We start from the raw sequence: 23,423 nt of genomic DNA on the forward strand, positions 1-23,423 counted from the left end.
AATGAAGTTTTCATTCGATAGCAGAGGGCCGCCAGACTGCCCAATGACTGTAGTCACACTACAGCACCCAGCCACAACCCGCGCCATCCATCGTCTTTCGAGCCAGCCGGCGGCGCCTGGCGCGGCGGCACTGACGAGCTCCCCCCCTTGCGTGAGGCCGCCATGATTCCAGACGTCGATCCCCCTGCCGTCCCCCCTGTGCAAGCCGCCGTCGAGCGCGTGAGGACCGCCTGGTCGGGGACCTTGACCGGGCGTCTCGTCCGCCGGTTTCCTGCGGCGCGACCGGCGCCGCTCGCGCTGGCGCTGGACCACATGCTGAGCGGCATGCTGGGGACGTCCCCCGCGCCGCTGGAGCAGGCCTGGCAGTCCTTGCTGGACGCCTTCGCGACCGAGACCGACGCCGCGCCGCGCACGCGGGCCCTGGAAGCGTTCGGCCTCCTGAAGACGGAGGTCCTCGGCGCGATGGACCTCGACCTGGGATTCGACGACGCCCGGCGAGACGACGCCGCGCGCCGGGCCGACGCGTTCGCCGACGCCCGGCGCGCGGATCCGTCCCAGCTCGCCGAGCAGATGCCGAGGCTCTCGCCGCCTGTTGCGCACGATGATCCGCCGCCGCAGCCCTCCGACGAGATGCCGATGCTGACGCCGCCGCCCGCTCCGGTCCGGGACGCCGAGGGCCCCGTGATCCTGTCGCCCGAGCATCGTCGGGTCGACCTGATCGCGGCGATGCTGGAGGACGCCGCCCAGGGATGGCCGCCCCACCCCCTCGCATGGACGGACGATGTCCGCGCGCGTCTGGGCGAGGACTTCGGGCTGCATCCCGTCCCCGGCTTCGACGTGCCGCTGCCGTCCGCCGAGTTCCGCGCCATGGCCGACGGCCTGCTGAACGCCGTGCTGGACGCCTCGCCCTGGCAACTGTGCCGCGCCTATTCGATCCTGGTCGACGCGGAACTGGCGAACGGCGTGCCGCCCGCCGACATCGGCGAACGGGCCTCCCGCGCCTTCCGCGCGCTCTGCAAGGAAACGGCCAACTTTCTCGTCGCGCACGGCGATCTGCGCATCGTGCACCGCACCGCGCGCGGCCGCGCGATGGCGGAGCTCATGGCCGAGGCCCTCCGGTCCGGCGGCCGGAACCGACTGCTCACGATGAACCTGGCCCTCCTCACGCACGCGCGCGACGTCGCCTCGCCCGGCACCGCGCGCGAACGCGCGGGGCTGTGGTTCGCCTGCCTGGAAACGCTCAAGGCGCTCTCCGCGCAAGGCGTCGTCGGAACGCTGGCACTGGTCGCGGACCAGCCCGCGCCGGGCAGTCCCGTCGCCGCGTGGCGGAAGCTGCCCGACGGGCGCTTCAGCGCCCGTCTCGCGGATGTGGCGATGCTCACGGAGGGGCTGCGCTTCGACCCGGTCCGCCGCGTTGTCGTCGACGTGAACGCCGACATGTCCGCAGCCTCCGGCGACATCGGCGACATGGGGCCGCCCGCGCGGCCGTCCACGAACCACGTGGCCATGGAGGCCCTGGTCGCCGGCCGGCTCGCGCTCCAGGTCCGCGACGGCCCCCTCCTGCCGCGGTCACGGATCGACCTGCCCGCCAGTGCCCTGGCCGATTGGATCCTGCAACGCCTGTCGGTCGAACACGCCTCGACGCACACGATCGGACCCGCGCTGGAGGCTTTCCTGCACGAGCACTTCCCGGCCGTCCTGGGCGGCACCCGCCCGACGCCGGCGCCGGCCGCGGCGACCGCAACGACCTCGGCCACCGCCTTGACGCCCGCCGATTTCCTTCTCTTCCACCATGCGCTCCGGACCCTGATCGCCACGCTCGTGCCGGGACGTCGAGGCGGCGCGGATCCCGACATCGCCGGCCTGCTGGGCGCCGAGTCCGGACTGCTGCTGGCGGCCCGGCCCGGCGCCGTCCAGGCCTGGTCGTCGACGGACACGCTCGGGCTGCTGTCCTTCGCCCTGGCCTCCTCGGGCGACCGGGTGACCGCCTCCGCCCAGGCGACGCTGCTCGTGGCCAGGATCACGATGGAGGCGATGCGGGCGGCGCGCCAAGGCCTGCCCTTTCACATCGACGTCGATCTCGCGCGGCGCTTGACGAGCGGCGACGGGGCCGGCGACACCGGGCCGGGCGCGCACTTCCTCAGGCTGCTCCCGGCGCTGGAATCCCTGTCCGGGCGCGGGATCCTCGGTCCGCTGGTCGCGGTATCGCGCCGGCCAGGCGACGTCGCCCAGGGCTGGCGCCGCGCCGGCGAGGCCTGGAGCACCGACCGCGTGGCGGTGCGCGACCTGCTGGACCGCGGGCAGGTCGCGGCGCTGAGGCCGGCGCAACTGGCCACGATGGAATCGCCGATGCCGGGCTGGGCCGTGCTGCGTCGGATGTTCCCGTCGCCCGACGTCTCCCCGCCTGTCATCCAGCTGCTTCCGGCGTCCGGCCAGATCCTGGGTCCCGGGCAGGCCCTCCCGGCATCGAAGACCACGGCCCCGGGGGGCGCGCCGCAGTTCCGCCACCAGTTGCGCATGTCTCCCGGCGGTCCCTCGGCGGCGGATCTGAGCGCCGAGCTCGACGAGTGGAACCTGCGCCTGTTCGGTCAGGACGGGGCCCCCGGACCGCAGCATTTCCCGCAGTCGCTGGTGCTCGACGGCGGCGGCGATCTCCGGGTGTGCGCGGTGCCGCGCGGCACGTCGCTGCGGGTCGCCCGCCGGCGACCGGACGGGCGCCTGGAGGAAGACCCGGAGGGCGCCGCGCGCGTGCGCGCCTTCCTGTCCGAGGTCCGGGACCCGCTCGCGCGGCCCCTGCTGCCGGTGTCCGAGTGGCGCAATGAGCTCACGCCAGCGCACGCCTGGATGCCGGCCTGGCGGGACGCCGTGGAGACCACCTTCCATGGCCCGCCGTCCGCGGCTCGGCGACGCCCCGACCGCGTGCGGATCGTGCTGCAGATGGATCCGTCGCCCGCCGCCTTCGAAGCGGCCCTGCGGCTGGCCGTCCGCCATCCCCAGGGCATCGTCTGGATCCAGGCGGACGCCTCGGGCGGCAGCCGGGTCGTGGTGGGCCGCGACCTGCCGGCGCAGGTCCTGCAGGAGAGTCCCGCCAAGGTGATCATCGTCGGCCAGGCATCGACCGACCTGCAGCTGTCACGCCGCCTCAGCGGATACACCGGTCCGCAGCTGGCCGCGCGGGCCGGCCGCGAACTCTCGGGTCTGGTCGGGCGCGACCGGATCCAGGCGGTCACGCTGCTGTCCTGCGCCCTCGACACCAGCCTCTCGGCCATGGACTTCCCCGGCGAGTTCCTGCGCGAGTTCTCCAGACTGGCCTGCGTCGCCGACGGCGTCAAGGTCACGGCCTACCGGCGGCAGATCCTCTTTCCGGACGACCGGCCGCATGTCTCGTTGCGCGCGACCCGCGACGGGCCCGACGCGCCGTTCCTGCGACATGCCAGCGGCACGACGGTGATCCGCCACTGGCGCGGGGAGCCGGGGTCCAGGCGGGAGATCGAGACCGTCGACAAATACCCCGACGGACCGGTGCACCAGGACGGCGACGCGGGCACCGGCAGCCAGGCGCACGACGACACCGCGCTGGAGGTGCGCGACCGTCCCGAGGGGTCCCGGGTCGGAGCGGCAATGAACGAGTCGACGATGAACGGGTCGACGATGAACGAGTCGCAGAGGAGCGAGATCGAGATGGCCGCGCTGGGACGGCGCGTGCTCGCCGACGATCCCTTCGACCTGCCGGCGCTCGCCCGGCTGACGCCGGACTCGGCGCTGGCCGCGCTACGCGCCGCCGGCTACCTCGACCCCGACCTCCCTGCGGACGGCGGCTTCCTGATCCGGCCGGCGCGCCTGCTCGACGCGCTGTCGGACGCGTCGCCGCCCGGGGTCGCCACGATGCGGCTGGCCGCCTCGCTGATCGCGCTGGACGATGCCGGCTTCAACCGTCTGCGCGCGCAGGCGCGGTCCGCCCCGGCCGCGGTCCGGCGCTTCGTGCGGCAGGCCCGGCGCGTGCGTGCGGGGCTGACCGGGTTGTGGCACGACCTCGACGGGACGCAGACCGGCGTGCTCGCCCTGGGCGGCGTCAACACGGTGCTCGGCGCCTTCCAGCTGGCGCAGGGTTGGCGGCACATGGACACGACCCTGCGGGCGCTGTCCGTGGCGCAGATGACCGACATCGTCGTGTCGCCGCTGGCCCAGGCGGTGGGGCGCTGGCTGCTGTCCTCGACGCGCGTGTCCGGATCGGCCCTGCTGCGCCTGCCCGCGCGCGTGCTCGAAGGCGGCGGTGCCGACTTCCTCATGACGGGCCTGTCGCTGGCCATGATCGCGCTGCAATGGCAGGCTTTCCACGCGAACGACCATGCGGACGACCACGCCCGCGATGCCCTGATCGCCAGCACGGCGACGGCCGGCGCGCTGATGGGCGTCGCCGGGGTCATGAACGGCATCCAGCTGGCTGCGGCGCTCAAGGGCGGCCTGGCGGCGCTCGCCGGCACCTCGCTGGGCAAGGCCGCCGCGCTGGCCAACGGCGCCGGGCTGCCTCTTGCGTTGCTGTCCATGGCCGCCATGGGGTCGGTGACCACCGGCCTGTGGGCCGAGCAGTACGGCGACCACGTCCGCCGGGGCAGCGGCGCGCAGGGCTGGGCGACGCTGGTGGGCGCCACGATCGCCAAGTTCTTCGGTTTCGGGTCCGACACCTTCGACCGCGCGGAGACCGAGCATCTGGCCGTCCGGGCCGTCGGCGAGCGCGCGACGACCCTGGACGGCGAACGCGAGACCGCGATGGACTTCCGGGCGGATCAACTGGCCAAGAGCGGCTACACGGAGATCCGGCAGTCCCGACGTCGGCATGGCGCGGCCCACGCCACCTGGCGCGCCGGGACCGACGCACTCCCCTTCTCCTTCGCCCTGCAGGACCGGCCGCCCCTCGTCCTCGGGGAGGACCTGCGGCATCGCGACCTGGGCGCGCGCTCCACACCGGGCGGCATCGCCTGGATGGACATCGCCGACCTGCCGGGCGGCCTGGCCTGGCGGACGCCCGGCCATCCGCATCGCCAGCTGTTCGACCTGCACGGCGCGCAGGACGGTCCCGACGGCGGCGACGGCGACGACCTGTTCCTGCTGGACGCGCACAGCCGGGTCGCCGTCGACGGTCGCGCCGGCCGGGACGAGGTGCAGCTGGAAGCGGACGGACGCCACGTCGTGCTGCGGACGCTGCCGCCGGACGGCGACACGCCGCGATGGATCCTGCGCGTGGACGGGCAGCGGCTCGGCCTGGGCGAGGCGGCGGACGGGCACGACGCGACCGCGCTGCGCGAACACTTCGCCACGGAGCTGCACGGCATGGAAGCGCTCACCGTGCGCGGCGCGGCGTCGGCCGACGTCGTGGGCGGCCCGGCGGACGAACGCTTCGACGTGCAGGGGACCACGGGCCGGGTCGTCGGCGGCGCGGGCCGCAACGTCTACGTCGCCCGACCCGGCATCGAGATCGTCACCAGCTCCGGCCGGGACGCGGTGCTGTGGCAGGCCGGCACGCCGGCGCGGGTCCGGATGGCGCCGGGGGCCGGGCGTCTGCTGGTGGACGTCGACGTCCTGCACGAGACGCTGCAGCTGCGACGCGAGGGCCGCGCGCTGCGGCTGTCGGCCGGCGGCGCGCCGCTCAGCCTGGAGGACTTCTTCGGCGCCGACGGGACGACGGCGTGCGAGCTGGCGATCCGCGACGCCAGCGGCGTGTGGCTGATGCCTGAGGATCCGCGCCAGCTCGCCGCCGACGCGCGGTCCGCGAGCCGCTTCGCGCGGACATTGCACCTTCCCCGCGACACGCCGGTCGCGCGGCGCGCCCTGCTGACGGCGGACGCGCCCACGCGCTGGCATCTGCCGTCCGGCGGCGGCCGCTTCAGTGCAGGCACGCTCTCTGCGGTCCCGCTGTCCCTCCTGCTGGAGGTCCCGGTCGAACGGCTGCGCTACCGGCTCGACGAGGACGCGCTGACGATCCGGGAAATCGCCCCCGACGGCGCCGCGCCGGACTTCGCGCCGCTGGTCCTGGTCCTGCCCGGGCTGGGGATCGCGGGCCGGACCGACGCCGCCGGGTCGTTGCGGTCGGGCCGATGCACGGTCTGGGCACTGGCAGGCGGCACGTCGACCGGCCGGGCCGACCCGAAGCCGCTGCGCCTGCCGTCGCCCGATGCCGCACCCGAAGGGTCGATCACGGTTCAGGCGGAGCCCCCGCGGGGAGGGACCGATGTCGACGCCGAGGTGGCGACCGACGCGGACAACGGCCGGGAGGCCGAGGTAGCCCCGCAGGCAGAGGCAGAGGCAGAGGCAGAGGCAGAGGCAGAGGCAGAGGCAGAGGCGGAGGCAAACGGCGACGCGCCGCAGCCCGGACCTCGCCACGCCGAGATCCTGATCGATCCGCTCACCGGCACGCGCGTCCACCGGCCGCACGCCGCCGAGCGGGATTACCTCGTCGCCGGCGCCGGCACGCATCTGATCCGGGTCGCGCCATCGGCGCGGGCGCATCCCGGCACCGCCGCCCAAGCCCCCCGCACCGTCTGGCTGCCCGCGGACTTTTCCGCCTACCGGATCGCCCGGCACGGTCATTCGCTGGTGCTGGCGCCGAGGATGGCCGACGCGCGGGCGCCCGACGGGCGCGCCCTCGCCACCGTGTTCCTGCAGGACTACTACCGGCATGCGGAGACGATCCAGTTCCGCGTCCCGTCGAACCTGCGCGAGGTCTCACGGCGACTGGGCCTGGACCTGGCCCCCGAATACGCGGGCGACACGCGGACGGAGACACGCTACTTCGCGGCGACGCCGGACCGGTTCCAGAAGACGCTGCCTGCCCCCGACGCGGACGAGGCCGACGCCGAGCTGGCCCTGTCGCAGTTGCGCGCCGACCTGCGTCGACGCGCCGGTCCGCCGCAGCTGCCGGCGCGCGAGGTGGTGCTGGCCTGGCTGCGCCTGCGCGGCCTGTCCGAAGCGGTCGCGAAAGCGGTGCACCCCGCGCGCTTCGAGGAGCTGCTGCGCATCGACCACCTGCTGGCCTTCGCGGACGCCGCCGGGCTGCCGCCGCTGCCGGCGTCGTGGATCGCCGGCTATGCGGCCGCAGGCACGCCGCTGCCCTGGCGCGTCGAGCGGCAGGGACCGGTGCTGGCGCACCTGGCGGCCGGCGACCGTGCATGGACCGAGGTCGACGCCGCGCTGCGCCACGACCTGTCGCTCGCCGAGCTGAAGGCCTTCGAGACCTGGCGCGCCGGCCTGCCCCCCGCCACGGCCGCCGGGCCCCACGCGACGATCGCGGATTTCGTCCTGCTGCTGCGCCCGCCGGCCGACGGCGGGCTGTCCGCCGACCTGGCCGCCCGCCCCGGTCTGAGGGGCCTGCTCGAGGCCGTGCTGCACCTGCGCGGCCGCCCCGCCGCGATCGCGGCCGAGCTGGCGCAGGCCATGCTCGACGCAGGCACGCTCGACGAGGCCTGGACGGTGGGCATGCTGCAGGCCGGCGTGCGTGACGGCGCGATGCTGGCCGCGTTGCGGCATGCGCGGGTGTCGGCGCAGGACCTGCTGCTGGGCAACCTGAACCGGACGCGCTACGACGGCTCGGGCGACCGGTCGGGGCTGATCGATGTCGACACGGCGGGGCCGCTCGGCGAGGCGCTGCCCGCCTCGATCTGGCGCTACGTGTCGCGCAAGCACCTGAAGCTGGACGAATACGGCCTGCACTTCAGCCGCGCCGACACCGAGCCGGCGCCGGGCGTGCGCTACGACATCGCCCCGGGCGAACTGCTCTTTCCGCAAGGCCAGCCCCCGGATGCCCACGCCCGCGAGCTGGCAGCGAACCACGAGGTCAATCGCGTCGCGCAGCCCGGATCGATGATGGCCGAGCGACGCCACATCGACTTCTCGAAGTTCTCGCGCCGGCTGCCGCAGCGGGCGCTGCTCCAGGCGGGTCATGTCGAACTGGTCGAGACGCCGGTGCCGCCGGACCAGCGCTGGTGGGGACGCAGCCGGCCGGAGCACCTGGTCGACGGCGTCCTGCGGGCCGGCGAGGCCTGGGCGTGGCGACCGGTGCCGTCGCCGCACGGGACCCCCGAGACCCCGCCGGCGCTCACCGGCGACCCGGCCGGCCGGGCGGAACTGCGCTTCGACTTCCAGCACGCCGTGGCGCTGGGCGGCATGACGCTGCATGTCGCGCCGGTGCCGAAGGCGCCGCCTGCGCGCACGCCCGGCCGCTGGCGCCTGTGGGCGCAGGACGCGCAGGGCGGCCGTCGCGCGGTGTCGGGACAGGTCGGCATCGACGCACGCGCGGACACCTCCCTGGCGGTCGATACCGGCGGCATCCCCTACCGCCGCTACGTGCTGGCCGGCGAGGACGGCCACTTCCCGCAGGGCACCTGGCTGACCGAGGTGGCATTCACGACGGTCGAGGCCGGGCAGGGAAAGACGCAGCCCCCCACCCAGGCGGGCACGCCCGCGACGCCGCCGGCCGGGTTCTTCGCACTGCTGCAGGCCATGGCCGGCGCCGGGCCGCAGGGGGTGATCGCGTGCGTTACTCCTAAGGGCGAACCCCTTCAGGAAGCGACGGGGCGGCGCGCCATAATCGCCGCTTCATGCGTGAATTCGACAGTCCCCGGCTGATCGCCGACATCGGCGGCACCTTCGCCCGCTTCGCCCTGGAGACCACTCCCGGAGAGTTCGAGCACATCGCGCTGCTGCGCTGCGCCGAACATGCGGACTTCCATGCCGCCGTGCGCGCCTACATGGACCGGCTGCCGCGCCAGCTGAAGGTGGCGCACGCCGCCATCGCCATCGCCAACCCGGTCGAGGGCGACCAGGTGCGCATGACCAACTACCACTGGCAGTTCTCGATCGAGGAGGCGCGCCAGCGCCTGGGCCTGGACACGCTGGTGGTCGTCAACGACTTCACCGCGCTGGCCATGGCCCTGCCCCGCCTGCGCGGCACCGAGATCCGCCAGATCGGCGGCGGCGAGGCGCGCCCGCACAGCGTGATCGGGCTGCTGGGCTCGGGCTCGGGCCTGGGCGTGTCGGGCCTGATCCCGGCCGGCGAGGGCTGGATCTCGCTGGGCTCCGAAGGCGGCCACACCAACTTCGCGCCGCGCGACGAGCGCGAGATCGCGCTGCTGCGCTTCGCCTGGAACGAATACGAGCACGTCTCCTTCGAGCGGCTGCTGTCGGGGCCGGGTCTTGAGCTGATGCACCGCGCGATGGCGGACTACCTCAAGCAGCCCTCGGAGCCGCTGACCGCGCCCGACATCACCGCGCGCGCGCTCGAAGCCGCCGACCCGGTCTGCGAAGCGACGCTGGACCTCTTCTGCACCTTGCTGGGCACCGCGGCGGCCAACCTGGCGGTGACGCTGGGCGCGCTGGGCGGCATCTACATCGGCGGCGGCATCGTGCCGCGGCTGGGCGAGTACTTCGACCGCTCGCGCTTCCGCGAACGCTTCGAGGACAAGGGCCGCTTCTCCGACTACGTCACCGCGATCCCGACCTTCGTGATCACGGCCGAGCACGCGACCTTCAAGGGCGCGTCGGCGATCCTGGACGCGCAGCTGCGCACCTTGCAGAACAGCGGCGGCGCTTCCGCCATCGTCAGCCAGATCCGGCGTGCGCGCGACGGCCTGTCGCCGGCCGAGCAGCGCGTGGCCGACCACGTGCTGGCGCATTCGCGCAAGGTGCTCAACGACCCGATCGCCGAGATCGCCCGCGCCGCCGGCGTCAGCCAGCCGACGGTGATCCGGTTCTGCCGCTCGCTGGGCTGCGAGGGGCTGTCCGACTTCAAGCTGCGGCTGGCCTCGGGCCTGACCGGCACGGTGCCGGTCAGCCACACGCAGGTGACGCAGGACGACTCGATGGTGGAGCTCGGCGAGAAGGTGCTGGGCAACACCGCCTCGGCGATCCTGCAGGTGCGCAGCCAGCTCAACCGGGACATGATCGACCGCAGCATCGACCTGCTGCTCGCCGCCTCGCGCATCGAGTTCTTCGCGATCGGCCATTACGGCGTCGTGGCGCAGGACGCGCAGTTCAAGTTCCTGCGGCTGGGCGTCGCGTGCAACGCGTATGTCGAGCCGCGGCTGCAGCTGCTGGCCGCGCAGACGCTCAAGGCGGGCGACGTCGCCGTGCTGATCAGCAGCAGTGGCAAGCTGCCCGAGCTGATCGCGGTGGCCGACGCCGCGCGCGAACGCGGTGCGCACGTGCTGGCGATCACCGCCAGCCAGTCGCCGCTGGCCAAGAAGGCCGACGCGGCGCTGATCGTCGACCACGTCGAGGACGTCGCCACCCACCTGCCGATGATCAGCCGCATCCTGCACCTGCTGGTGATCGACATGCTGGCGGTGGGCGTGGCGATGCGGCGCGACAACGCCGGCGCGACCGGCCTCGCGCTGGGCGCCGCTCATCCGGACCTGGACGAGGCCGACGAGGACGGTCGCGCCAGCGCGCGCCGCGCCGCGCCCGGCATCAGCCTGGCCGCGCCGCTGGCCAAGCTGACGGCGCACAGCCGCTGACGAGGCCGGACGCCGGAAGGCCGGCGTCGACCGCCTGATCGGAAGACGGACAGGAAGGTCATGAGGCCGCCCGGGCCGCGGCACGGCAGCACAAACACCGACACATCGCTCCCCCACGGTCACTCACGGCGCTTCCCGCGTCCCGTGAGTGTCCGATGGCCGATCCCAACTCCCCGCTCCGTCTCCCACCGCCCGCGAACGCCCCGGCTCGGGTGTCGCCCTTCGCGGCGCTGTGCCTCATCGCGGCCTTCCACGAGATCGCCGCCGAACCCGAGGCGCTGGCGCACCAGCTCGGCCTGGGGCCCAACGATCCCGTCGAGCCCGACGACCTGCTCCGCGCCGCGCGGCTGCTCGGCCTCAAGGCGCGACGCCTGGACGCCGACGCCGCGCGTCTGGCGCGCGTGCCGCTGCCGGCGATGATCTGGCTGCGCGGCGACGGCGAGCCGCCCGACGCTCCGGCGCGGCCGGTGGTGATCGGCCGCTTCGGCGAACGCGAGGCGATCGTCGCCGACCCGGCCGCCGACGCGGGCCGTCCCGCCCGGCTGACGCGCGAGGCGCTGCTGGCGCGCTGGAACGGCGCGCTGATGCTGGTCGCCAGCCGCGCCAGCCTGGTGGGCCGGATGGCCCACTTCGACTTCTCGTGGTTCATCCCCGCGCTCGTGAAACATCGGCGCCTGCTCGGCGAGGTGCTGCTGATCTCCTTCGTGCTGCAGGGCTTCGCGCTGGCGCATCCGCTGTTCTTCCAGGTCGTGATGGACAAGGTGCTGGTGCACCGCGGCCTGTCCACGCTGCACGTGATCGTCGTGGGGCTGGTGGTCGTGATGCTGTTCGAGAGCCTGCTCTCGGGTCTGCGCCACTACATCCTCAGCCACACCACCAGCCGCATCGACGTGGAGCTGGGCGCGCGGCTGTTCCGCCACCTGGCCGCGCTGCCGCTGGCCTACTTCCAGGCGCGGCGCGTGGGCGACTCGGTGGCCCGCGTGCGCGAGCTGGAGCACATCCGCGCCTTCCTCACCGGCCAGGCGCTGACCGTCGTGCTGGACCTGTTCTTCTCGGTCGCCTTCATCGCCGTGATGCTGCTCTACAGCGTGCCGCTGACGCTGATCGTGCTGGCCAGCCTGCCCGGCTACGTGCTGCTCAGCGTGCTGATCGTGCCGGTGCTGCGGCGCCGGCTGGACGAGAAGTTCGCGCGCGGCGCCGAGAACCAAGCGATGCTGGTGGAGTCGGTCACCGCGATCCAGACCGTCAAGGCCGGGGCGCTGGAGCCCGCCTTCGCGCGGCGCTGGGACCGTCAGCTGGCGGCCTACGTGTCGGCCAGCTTCCGCACGCAGAACCTCGGCGCCTGGGGGCACGAGGGCGTCGGCCTGGTCGGCAAGCTGACCCAGGCCGCCACGCTGTGGTGGGGCGCACAGGAGGTGATGGACGGCGCGCTGACGGTGGGCCAGTTCGTCGCCTTCAACATGTTCGCGCAGCACGTCGCGCAGCCGGTGATGCGCATGGCCAACCTGTGGACCGATTTCCAGCAGACCGGCCTGTCGATGGCGCGCCTGGGCGACATCCTCAACACGCGCACCGAGGCGCCGCCGACCAGCGCGGCCCAACTGCCCGCGCTGCGCGGCGCGGTCGAGCTGCGCGACGTCACCTTCCGCTACCGGCCCGAGGCCGCGCCGGCGCTGCGCGGCGTCGACCTGGCGGTGCGCGCGGGCGAGGTGGTCGGCATCGTCGGCCGCTCCGGCAGCGGCAAGAGCACGTTGACGACACTGGTGCAACGATTGCACCTGCCGCAGGAGGGGCGCGTGCTGATCGACGGCGTCGACACCGGTCTGGTCGACGCGGCGCAGCTGCGCCGCCAGATCGGCGTGGTGCTGCAGGACAACGTGCTGTTCAACCGCACGCTGCGCGAGAACATCGCGGTGGCCGACCCGGCCGCCCCGATCGAGGCGGTGGTCCACGCCGCGCGCCTGGCCGGCGCGCACGACTTCATCAGCGAACTGCCCGAGGGCTACGACACGATCGTCGGCGAACAGGGCGGCTCGCTGTCGGGCGGCCAGCGCCAGCGCGTCGCGATCGCGCGGGCGCTGTTCACCGATCCGCGCATCCTCATCCTGGACGAGGCCACCAGCGCGCTCGACTACGAAAGCGAAGCGGTGCTGCACCGGAACATGGCCCACATCTGCCGCGACCGCACCGTGCTGATCATCGCCCACCGGCTCAGCGCGGTGCGCGGCGCCGACCGCATCGTCGTGATGGACCGCGGCCGCGTCGTCGAGCAGGGACCGCATCACGCGCTGATGGCCTTGCCCGACGGCCTGTACCGGCGGCTGTGGGCGATGCAGGACGGTCCGGGAGCGCCCGCATGAAGGCCCGCGAGAAGGCAGCCGGGACGGCCGGCACGACCGCCCGCATGACCGCCCGCATGACCGCCCGCACGACCGCCCGCATGATCGCCCGCTGGACAGGCGCCGCACGCGAGCGGCTGCGGCGCTGGAAGTCCGGCCTGTCGCACCGCTTCGGCGGCCCCGCCGAGCTCTGGCACCGCCAGCGCGAGGTGTTCGCCGCCGCGTGGGCCGCGCGCCGCGAGCTGGCCGGACCGGCCCGCCTCGCCGAGGAGGCCGCCTTCCTGCCCGCGGCGCTGGCGATCCGCGATACGCCGATGCATCCGGCGCCGCGCCGCACGGTCGTCGTGCTGATCGCACTGGCGGCGATCGCGCTCGTGTGGTCGCTGGTGGGCCGCGTGGACATCCTCGCCGTGGCGTCCGGCAAGCTGGTCGTCAGCGAGCGCAGCAAGCTGGTCCAGCCGCTGGAGCGCGCGGTGGTGCACCGCGTGCGGGTACGCGACGGCGAGCGGGTCCGCGCCGGCGAGACCCTGGTCGAGCTCGACCCGACGGCGCCCGCCGCGGACCGCGAGAGCCTGGACGAGCAGCGGCTGGCCGTCTCGGCCGAGCGCTGGCGGGCGGACCGGCTGCTCGAGACGCTGACCGCGCTCGCGGCGCGCGACGGCGGCGCCGTCATCGCCGCCGCGGTGCCGCGAGCGCCGATGGCGGCATCGGCCGACCTGCCGCCGGACTGGCCCGCCGCGCGCCGCGACGAGACGCTGGCGATGGTGCGCGCCGAGTGGACCGACCTGCGCGCGCGCCTGGATCGGCTGGACGCCGAGGCCGACCGGCGCCGCGCCGAACGCGACACGGCGCTGGCCGCGGCGGCCCGCCTCGACGCGGCGCTGCCGCTGGCCGCGCGGCGCGAGGAGGACCTGCGCGCGCTCGCCGGCGAGGGCTTCGCGTCCACGCACGCCTGGGAGGACCGGCGGCGCGAGCGGGTCGACCTGGGCGGCGAACTCGGGACCCTGCAGGCCCGCGCGCGCGAGACCGAGGCCGCGTTGAACGAGACCCGGGCGACCCGCGCCGCGCTGATCGCCGAGGTCCGCCAGCGCTGGCATGCGAGCCGCGAGCAGGCCGCGTCGCGGCTGTCGCAGATCGAGGCCGAGCACCGCAAGGCGGGCCGGCGCGAGGCGCTGACGCGGCTGGTCGCGCCGGTCGACGGCACGGTGCAGCAGCTCGCGGTCCACACGGCCGGCGGCATCGTCACCGAAGCGCAGACGCTGATGGTGGTCGTGCCCGACGACGCGCCGGTGACGGCGGAGGTGATGCTCGAGAACAAGGACATCGGCTTCGTGCGCGTGGGCGACGCGGCGGCGATCAAGCTCGAGGCCTTCCCGTTCACGCGCCACGGCACGCTGCCGGCGACGGTCACGCGCGTGAGCCCCGATGCGATCGACCACGAACAACTCGGACCGCGCTTCGCGGTGACGCTGACGCTCGCGGCACGCGACATCGAGGTCGACGGCGCGCGCGTGCCGCTGCGCCCGGGCATGGCGCTGAGCGCGGAGGTGCGCACCGGCAGCCGCCGCGTCATCGGCTTCCTGCTGAGTCCGCTGGAGCGCGCGGGCAGCGAGAGTCTGAAGGAGCGATGAGGCGATGAGGCGATGAGGCGGTGAAGCGGTGAAGCGGTGAAGCGGTGAAGCGGTGAGGCGGCGAGGCGGCGAGGCGGTGTGGCGCCAGGGCGCCGAGCGACGCGTCGCCGCGTCGCACTCAGCGTCTCCCATTGCTTCCTTCGCGAAGGCCCCATGACAGCTCCATTCCGCTCCGGCGTCTCCGTCGACACCTCCGCGTCGGAGACCCAGCCCGCCGGCCGCAACGCCCGTCGCGTGGCGGCATCCCCTTCCCCCGTCTGGGCGGACCATGTGGCCGACACACTGGCTCCGGCCGTCGTCGACCAGGACTTCCCGTACCGCGAGCTCACCAGCCCGGAATGGGCGTTGGCGGGCCCGCTGGACTCCCTGCTCGAGTCCCGCTACCAGACACCGCGCTGGCGCGACAGCGCCACCGGCGCGTTGCGGCACCTCCTGGACGGCATGGTCAAGGGCGGATCGCTCCCGGACTTCGTCGCGACCTACAAGATGCTGTCGCTGGGCTTCGACGGTTCAGCCTCGCGCGAACGGACGCCGCTCACCGTCCTGGTCGCGCTGAGGCGTCTGGTGCAGATCAGCGCGTACAAGGATCTCGGCGAATACCGCTTCATACGGGCCGACGCCATGCTGGATGCCTTCATCGAGGGTCTGTGGACGCCCCCGAACGAGGATCTGGCGCCGGTGACGTCGGCGTTGTCGCGACGGCTCCGGGACGTGCGTCTCACGGCGATCGCCACTGAGATCAAGACCGCCGTCCGCGAGTGGTCGCTCAGGCAGGCGGACGAGCGGACGCTGCGCGAAGCCGCGCTGCCCGAGCTGCAGAGCCTCGCGGCGCAGTCGACCGCCGATCTGCCCGCCGATCTGCGCGACCGGGCCTGCGCCGAGATCGTCGACGGGCTGCTGTCGGGCGATCCGGTGCATTTCCGGGATGCCTACCTGACGCTCGGGTCGGGCGGCGGCCCGGCGGCATTCGATGCGACCGCGGCCTCGGCGGGATTCAGGCGGCTGCTGAAGAAGGCCTGGAAGCTGCTGAATCCGAGGGCGCCGGGGTATGAGATCGCAACGACCCGCGCACTGGCCCGGCAGTTCATCGACGCGGTCGACTGTCCGCCGGGCGGTACGCTCGTCAAGCCGCTGGCGGAGCATCTGGTCGATCCGGCCGCGTATCCGAAACGGTCGGTGGCGGCCGCCGCCGGCGTCTCGTTGGAACTGCACGACGCGCTGCTGCGCCTGCGCGACGCCGGCGTGATCGGTCGCGTGGTCTGGGAGACCGACGTGCTGCCCACGTTCGGGCAATGGACCGGGGTCGGGTCGGGCTTCCAGACCGAGGACGACGTGCGGCCCCACGTCCGGCCGACCTGGCGGTTCGATGCCGGGAGGGGTTTCGTGCAGGAGGCCGCCAGGAACTTCGCGCCTGCCGGCGATGCGGTGGTGGCGCGCGTGGACCTGCCGTCTTCCGTGACGCCGGGCGCGACGCAGGACGCGAACTCGGTGACTCCGAAATCGACGTCCGGGACATCGGGCAGCAGGTCGTCCCTCGGCTTTTCCGTTCCGCTGGACGCGGGCAGCGACTTCAGTTTCGATTCCGATCTCCTGGACAACGGATTGGACCTCGACGAGGTCGACGGATCGACGATCGCGAAGAGCGCCGATGGACGGCCCCTGAGCCGCTCAACCGGTCGGAGCCCCGACCCCTTCGACGACGGCGATCTCAGCTGGCTCAGTCCGTCGTCCGACAGCAGGGGAACAACCCCCCCGGGCGCGGGTGCGACTGTCGGCCCGTCCGGATCAAAGGTCCTGCCGCTCTCGCCTGGGAAGGATCCCCAGGCCGGTCCGTCGACATCGTCGGGGCCCTCGCGCGTTGACTCACCGCAGGCACCGTTGGCACCGTTGGCACCGTTAGCACCGCGAGCGCCGCTGGCACCGACGGACGACGGGTCGACGCCTCCGGCGCTGCCTCCCTGGCAGAACCTGTTCGCCGCCGAGGCGCTGGTGGTGGGCCGGCTGACCGTGCACGGCGTGGGGACGGCGCCCTTGCGGCTGCCGGTCGTGCGTCTGGATGGCCAGGGCATGCAGCGCTGGATCCTCGACCGCCTGGGCGTGGCGACGGACGCCGATCCGCAGCTCCTCCAGCGCGTGCCCATCGAACTGGCCCCCCTCTTCCGGGGCTTCGACCAGAACAGCCGCACTTTCGAACACCTCCATGGCCGCAACATCGTGGAACCCGTGGCCTTCCTGCGTCTGCACGACCAGTTGCGACGGCTGGCGCGGGATCTGCGCGGATCGACACCAGCGCCGCAGCCGGCCGGTGTCGCCGGCCTGCTCGGCGTCGACACCCGGCAGGCGTTCACCCTCGCGACGCCGCCGCTCGCTGAGCACTGGTCCGTCGCGGACACGCTCGCTCTGCTGACCGCGTGGCATGCGCCCGCCGTCGGCGAGGTCGACGAGAACTGGGCGTCCTTCCGGCTGAGCGCGGAGGCGACGCTCTACGCCGCGCAGTCTGCCCGCCTGGGTCAGCCGTTCCACATCGACATCGACCTCATGCGCCAGGTCCTGGGCGCCCAGGGTCCGAAGGTCTTCGCGGACCATGTCCCCCGCCTCCTGCACGAACTGGAGCACCTGTCCCGCCGCGGGCTCATCGGCCCCCTGGTCGCCATCTCGCGCTCACAGCCGGCCTCCGAGCCGGGCTGGCGCAGCCAGGACGGCGTTCAGGTCAGCGATGCGTCGGTGCGCAGCCTGCTGGGCGTCGCGCCCCCGGCCCTTGCGGCCGGTCGGCAGCCGGCCCAGTTCGAGACCCCGATGCCCGGCCTGCAGGTGATGCGCCATGCCGCGATCTCCTACGCCCAGGGCAGCAGGGGTCCGAAACTGGACCCTCACCGCCGGCTGATCTCCTGGATGTGGCTGACCCCGAAAAACAGTCTCGTCACCGATTGCGCCGGACTGCGAATCCAGCTGTCGCCCACGGCGGCGATGCCGCTCAGCCAACTGGCGGACGACCTCGACGAGTGGTACCTGCGCACGATGCCCGCCGACCTCGGCGACGGCACCACGCGTTTCCTGCGCCGCATGGTCGTCGACCACGACGGGCACCTGTACGCCGCCGCCGCCGACGGCAGCCCGGCGATCCGCATCGCGCAACGGCAGGCCGACGGCAGACTGCGCGAGGACGTGTGGGGCATGGCGCAGGTCCGTTCGTTCCTGAGCCAGATCGGGCCGGGCGAGGACCGGTTCCCCCCGGCGCTGGCCCACTGGAAGCATCAGCTGACACCGGCGCACGCCCAGTCCGCCGAATGGACACAAGCCTTGAACGACGCCTTCGCCGGTCCACCCTCGCAGAAACGGACGCGCCCGGACACCTTGCAACTGGTGCTGCAGATGAACGACTCTCCTGCGGCGCTCGAAGCCGCCCTGCGACACGCCGTGAAGCGCAAGGACAGCACGGTCTGGGTCCAGTTGGACCGCCACGGCAGCCACAAGATCGTCACCGGCGAAGCGCTGCTGGCCGAACCGGACAAGTACCGCGCCATCAAGCTCATGGTCGTCGGCGACGCGTCGACCAGCCCCCACCACGATCGGCTCCTGAGCGGGTATGACGCCGATCTGCTGGCCCGCAGGCTCGCGGACTTTCTCAGATCCTGCCTCGGCAGCGCCCGCATCCACAGCGCCACGCTGCTGTCGTGCGCGCTGGACAGCCCGCTGGCCAGGTCGAGCTTCCCCAGGAACTTCCTGGAGCGCTTCTCGGACACCCACCTCACGGCGGCCGGCTTCGTCGTGACGGCGTTCAGTCGCGACGTGCTGTTCCCCGACGATTCGCCGGCATCCACGCGCCGCGCCTCGCCCGATGTGGAGGGCAAGTGGCGGCACCGGGCCCTGAATTCGACTTTCACGACCGATCGACGGAATCAGCGACCGCGTCGCCTCGACAAGTACGGCAAAGGCCGGCCGGGGGCGATCGACCCGACCAGGGATCTCACCGGCGACATCACGCCCGCGATCGCCGCGACCGCCCTGGGCCGTCTCGATGGCGCCAAGGCTGCGGCGTCCGCCGGCGACCTGCTCGCCACCGTCGGCCGACGCACGCGCTTCGACGATCCGCTCCAACTCGACGGATTGGCCGGGCTCACGCCGCGGTCCGCGCTGGACACGCTGCGCGGCGTGGGGGGACTCGCCTTCGGCGAGGACGGCGACCTGCGGCTGGACCTTCCGGGTCTGTCCGCCGCGCTGTCGCGCACGGCGACCGATGCCGCCGGTCTCTCCCGCTCGATGCGCGTGGCCGGATCACTGCTCGCGCTGGCGGAGGGTGACTTCGAACGCGTGGCCCGCCAGGCGGCGGACGATCCGGTCGTCGGGCCCCTCCTGGGCCGCGCCCGCGAGATCCGGACGGCGCGTCGCACGGTCCCGCCGTCCGCCGTCGCGGATCCGGTGCGAGGCGCCGGATGGCAGAAAGTCTCCGCCGCGCTCGACGCGTTCCAACTGTCCTACTACTGGCGGCAGATGGACGCCGCCACCAAGGGACTGGCCGTCGCCGGCGCGTCCGACATCGTGGCGTCTCCCCTGTCCGAAGCGGTCGGGGCGTGGCTGATCCGGAACGCCCCGCAGTCCGGCGGCGGCGCGCTGCGCCTGACCGGCCGCGCACTCCCCGCCATCGTCGACGTCGCCATGGCCGGCGTCGCCGTGGCGATGCTGACGCGGCGCTGGCAGCAGTTCCACGACAGCGACCTCGGCAAGGACAGCTACGTGCATCAGGCGCTGGTCGCCGATACCGTCACCGCGTCCCTGATCCTCGGGACCGGCCTGACCATGCGCCTGGCCGCAGTGGTGGCGGGCCTCCAGGGCGTGGCGCTCGCGGGCCGGCTCGCGACGGGACTGGGCCTGCTCGGACGCCTGGCGGGGCCCGCCGGCTGGGCGCTGTTCACGGCGGTGGCGGGCGGCGCCTCGATCGGCGTCTGGCTGGACGAATACGGCGACGATCTGCGCGCACCGCGCTCGGCCCGCGGCTGGTTCAAGTTGACGGGCGCCAGCGTCGCGAAGTTCCTCGGCTTCGACACGGACGTCTTCGTCCGCGCGGAAACGGAGAAACAGGCCCGGGAAGCGGCCGGCCGCCACGCCCAGACGCTGCAGGAAGACGACGAAGCGCGCAGCGCACATCGGATCGACCAGTTGGCCAAGCGCGGTTTCGCGCGATTCCATCATCCGCGCCTGCGTCACCATGTGGCGCACGCGACCTTCCGCAACGACGTCGGGGATCCGCCCTTCTCCTTCCTGCTGCAGGACCGGCAGTCCTCGGCCGGCACCGCCGTCGCCGTGCGAGATCTGGGCGCCAGGACGGCGCCGGGCGCCACCGCCTGGCTGGATCTTCGCAACCAGTCCTACTCGGCCGCGGACTCGTCGGACTACACGCCGCGACAGCTGTTCGAACTGGCCAGCTCGACACGCCCCGTCGCCGGGGGGCATGGCGACGACGTCTTCCTGCTGGACCGCCACAGCGCGCTGTCGATCGACGGCAAGGCCGGCCATGACGAAGCGGTGCTGGACGCGGCGGGCAGTCATGTCGACCTGCGCGCACTGGTCGAGCGGGACGGCGCCGCGCTGTGGGTCGTGCAGATCGCCGACACAAGGGCGGACCTGGGATCGCTCGATCCCTTCGGCCGACGCCTGGGTCGCCATCTCCAGCTGGGCAACCTCGAGTCGCTGACCCTGCGGGACGTCGCCTCCGCCGACATCGCGGGCAGCCGGCTCGACGAGCAGTTCGACGTATCGGGCGCCGGCGTGCGCATCGCCGGCGGCGCGGGCCGCAACCGCTACCTGCTGCGCGCCGGCAACGAGATCGTCAGCACCTCGCCGCACGACCAGGCCGTCTGGCAGGCGGGGACGCCGGCACGGATCGTGATGGAAGGCGACGCGACGCAGCTGCTGGTCGAGACCGACGTCCTGCATGAATCGCTGAGACTGCAGCGCCAAGGCGATGCGCTGCTGCTGCTGGGCGACCGTGGCGCGCCGCTGACGCTCGCCCGGTTCTTCCCGCCCGGCGAAGAGGCGCCGCGGACCCTGGTGATCCGCGATGCCAGCGGCGTGCGGGTCGCGCTGGAGGAGGCGCAGCAACTCGACGACACGGCGCAGCCCCTGTCGTCGCTGGCACATTCGCTGCACTTCGGCCCCGGTACGCTGGAAGGCCGGCGATCGCTGCTGACGGTCGACGCGCCGGTCCTGTATCACCTGGCCTCCGGCGCCGGGGCGTTCAAAGCCCGGGCGCTCGCAGGCATGCCGATGGTCTTCGTGCTCAGCGTGCCGATGGAACGCCTGCGTCAGCAGCGGCTGGGCGACCACCTGATGATCGAGGAAGTGGTGCCGGGGGGGGCGTCCTCAAGCTTCACGCCGCTGCTTCTGACCGTGGCGTTGTCCCGGGAGCAGGGATCCCTGGAGGCGGAGGCGGAGGCGGAGGCGGAGGCGGAGGCGGCGACGCTGCCGGACGGCGTGTCGATCTGGGCGTTGAAAGGCGGAGGAGGCAGGAACAACAAGGAGGGCGACAAGGAGGGCGACCTCTTCGTGCCGCTGCGGCTGCCGGATCGCAAGACGCCGGGAGGACCGGTCGAGGCGTTGCCCGCACCCGCTCGCGCAGACGGGAAAGGCGGCGGGAAAGGCGGCGGGAAGGACGTCGGAGATGGTCGCGACGATGGTGGGTCGCGCCCGGGGCCGCAGGCCGCGAAGACGGAACGCCGGTACGCGGAGGTCCTCGTCGATCCGGAGACGGGCGTGCAGGTGCACGATCCCCGCACGTTCCAGGACGACTACCTGGCGACCGCGCCCGGCACGCATCTGATCCGGGCGATGGTCCCCCCGCGCGCGCTGCCGGACACCAGGCGAGACCCGGCACGCACCGTCTGGCTGCGCAAGCACCCCGGAGACTACGACCGGCGGCGCATCGGTCATTCGCTGCTGCTCACGACCGGCGCCGACAAGGACGCGTCCGCGATCTTCGTCGAGGACTACTACCGGTACCCGGGCGTCCTGCAGTTCGGCTTCCCGCAGCTCGGCGGCGAGGCCGCGCTGGACCAGCAGGTCCAGCCCGTGGGCTGGCCGGGCGATCCGCCGCCGCCGGGCCGCGGTCTGAGGTTCGACGTGTCCCTGGGCCTGCAGGCGAGCGGCATCCACGCGCAGGACGTCATCAGCGGCGCGGCGCTGCTGCATGCCCGCGTGCGCGATCGCACCGGCCCCGCCGAACTGCCGGAGCGCGCGATCGTCGTCGCGTGGATGGTGCTGCGCGGCGTGCCCGAGGACGACATCGACACGCTGTTTCCTCGCGACTTCGAGGCCTTGCTGCGGGTGGACCAGTTTCTCGCGCTGCTGGACGCCGCGCTGCCGGACGCCGCGGGGGTGTTCCCGGTGCCGCCGGGATGGCTCTCGGGCTACGCGGCCGGCGACGTCGTCACGCCGCTGCGGCTGGCGCGGCACGGCCCGTTGCTGGTCGAGATGGCGGCCACGGAGCGCGCCTGGGTCGAGGTCGAAGCGGCCTTGCGTCACGACCTGTCCCGCGAGGAGTGGACGGCGGTCGTCGCCTGGCATGGCGCGCTGACGGGGGAACGCCCCGAGCTGGCGGCGGCGACGGCCGACTTCGTGCGCGTGCTGCGTCAGACCGGCGACCTGACGCTCGCCGACGCCCCCTGGATGCGCTCGCTGCTGGAGGCCGCGCTGCGCCTGCGCGGCCGCGGCGCCGACGCCGCCGGCGACATCGCCGGGGCGATGCTCGACGCCGGCACCTGCGACGAAGCCTGGATCCTCGGCATGCTCCGGGCGGACGTGCGCGACGCCCACGCGCTGGCCGCGCTTCGCCGCGCGGGGACCTCGCCGCAGGACCTGCTGCTGGGGAACCTCCAGCGCCAGCGCTATGAAGGGTGGAGCGACCGGTCCGAGCTGGTCAAGGTCGAGGTCGACGACACGCTCAGCGTGGGGCTGCCGGCGTCACGCACCTGGTTCCGATCGACGCGCTACCTGAAGCTGGACGAGGACGGCGTCGACTTCGAGCGCCGGGATGCGAAGCGCGAGTCCGGCGTGCACTACGACATCGTGCCGGGCGAGGTGCTGCTGTCGGCGCCGCCCGTGCCGGCGCCTGCGAAAGAGGACTGGGAAGGCAGGCACAACCTCATGAGCGGCCGGTTCCGGGTCCGCTATGGCGACCGCGCCCCGAAGGTCCAACCGTCCGTTCCCGAGTGGACGCCGGCCTTGCTGGAACGGGCGGGCGGTATCGACAAGATCACCGAGACGCTGCCCCCCGGCCGGCGATGGTGGGGGCGGAGCGAGCCGGCCAATCTCGTCGACGGCATCGCGCTCGACCGGGACGCTTTCGCCTGGCGACCGCCGCTGGCGGCGACGACGGACGGCGTGATCGCGCTGACGCCGTCGACCGCGATCCGCTTCGACTTCGCGCACAGCATCGCGCTGCGGTCGCTGACGATCCACGCCAAGCCGGATCCGCTGGCCCAGCGGCAACTGGCGGACAAGTCCACGGGTCGCTGGCAGTTGCAGGCCGTCGACGATCAGGGGCGGACGCATGTCCTGGCGCGGCGGATCGAGATCGACCGCCTCGGCGGCCAGCCGATCCGGGTGGACACCGGCGGCGTGCCGTATCGCTCCTACCGGCTGCAGGGCGAGGACGGCTACTTCCCGACGGAGAGTTGGTGGACCGAGGTGACGTTCATGACGGAGAAGGCCGGACGCCCTGCGACGACGCGGCACCGACGGGACAGCCCGTCGGTGGACGTCGACGACGCACCGGGCCGACAGGCCGGACTGCTGGCGCAGGCCGCGGCCCACGAGCGGCACGACATCGCCTTCGATCCGTCGACGGTGCAGACGCCCTCGGCGTCGAAGCCGGTGGGCTTGCTGGCGCCGTCGGTCCTCTGAAGAAGCGCGGCGGTGAAGGCGCCCTCTCCCGCATCGAGGGAGAGGGG

5 protein-coding genes are annotated in these 23,423 nt (G+C 73.3%); all 5 read left to right on the forward strand.

Translation table 11 applies throughout. The annotated features are described in order from the left end of the window. Positions 1-162 precede the first annotated feature (162 nt). The 5 genes from ACQZ13_RS20635 to ACQZ13_RS20655 all read left to right on the forward strand — a co-directional run bounded on the left by ACQZ13_RS20635 (position 163) and on the right by ACQZ13_RS20655 (position 23,376). Entirely contained in the window at positions 163-8,622 is an 8,460-nt protein-coding gene (locus ACQZ13_RS20635; RefSeq protein ID WP_431047668.1) for a C80 family cysteine peptidase, read from the forward strand. Continuing rightward, complete coding sequence (locus ACQZ13_RS20640; RefSeq protein WP_431047670.1) at positions 8,595-10,508, forward strand: glucokinase; 1,914 nt, start codon at positions 8,595-8,597, stop codon at positions 10,506-10,508. The genes ACQZ13_RS20635 and ACQZ13_RS20640 overlap by 28 nt, the downstream gene beginning before the upstream one ends. A gap of 155 nt (positions 10,509-10,663) precedes the next feature. Then, positions 10,664-12,868 (forward strand): type I secretion system permease/ATPase, encoded by a 2,205-nt coding sequence (locus ACQZ13_RS20645; RefSeq protein ID WP_431047672.1) that lies wholly within the window; start codon positions 10,664-10,666, stop codon positions 12,866-12,868. Next, positions 12,865-14,478, forward strand: a complete 1,614-nt coding sequence (locus tag ACQZ13_RS20650) for an HlyD family type I secretion periplasmic adaptor subunit (protein ID WP_431047674.1) — start codon at positions 12,865-12,867, stop codon at positions 14,476-14,478. The genes ACQZ13_RS20645 and ACQZ13_RS20650 overlap by 4 nt, the downstream gene beginning before the upstream one ends. A gap of 153 nt (positions 14,479-14,631) precedes the next feature. Continuing rightward, on the forward strand, positions 14,632-23,376 hold the full coding sequence (locus ACQZ13_RS20655; RefSeq protein ID WP_431047676.1) for a C80 family cysteine peptidase: 8,745 nt from the start codon (positions 14,632-14,634) through the stop codon (positions 23,374-23,376). Positions 23,377-23,423: the final 47 nt, after the last annotated feature.

Origin of the sequence: Roseateles sp. L2-2, from assembly GCF_050613215.1 — a bacterium.
GTDB lineage: Bacteria > Pseudomonadota > Gammaproteobacteria > Burkholderiales > Burkholderiaceae_C > Roseateles > Roseateles noduli.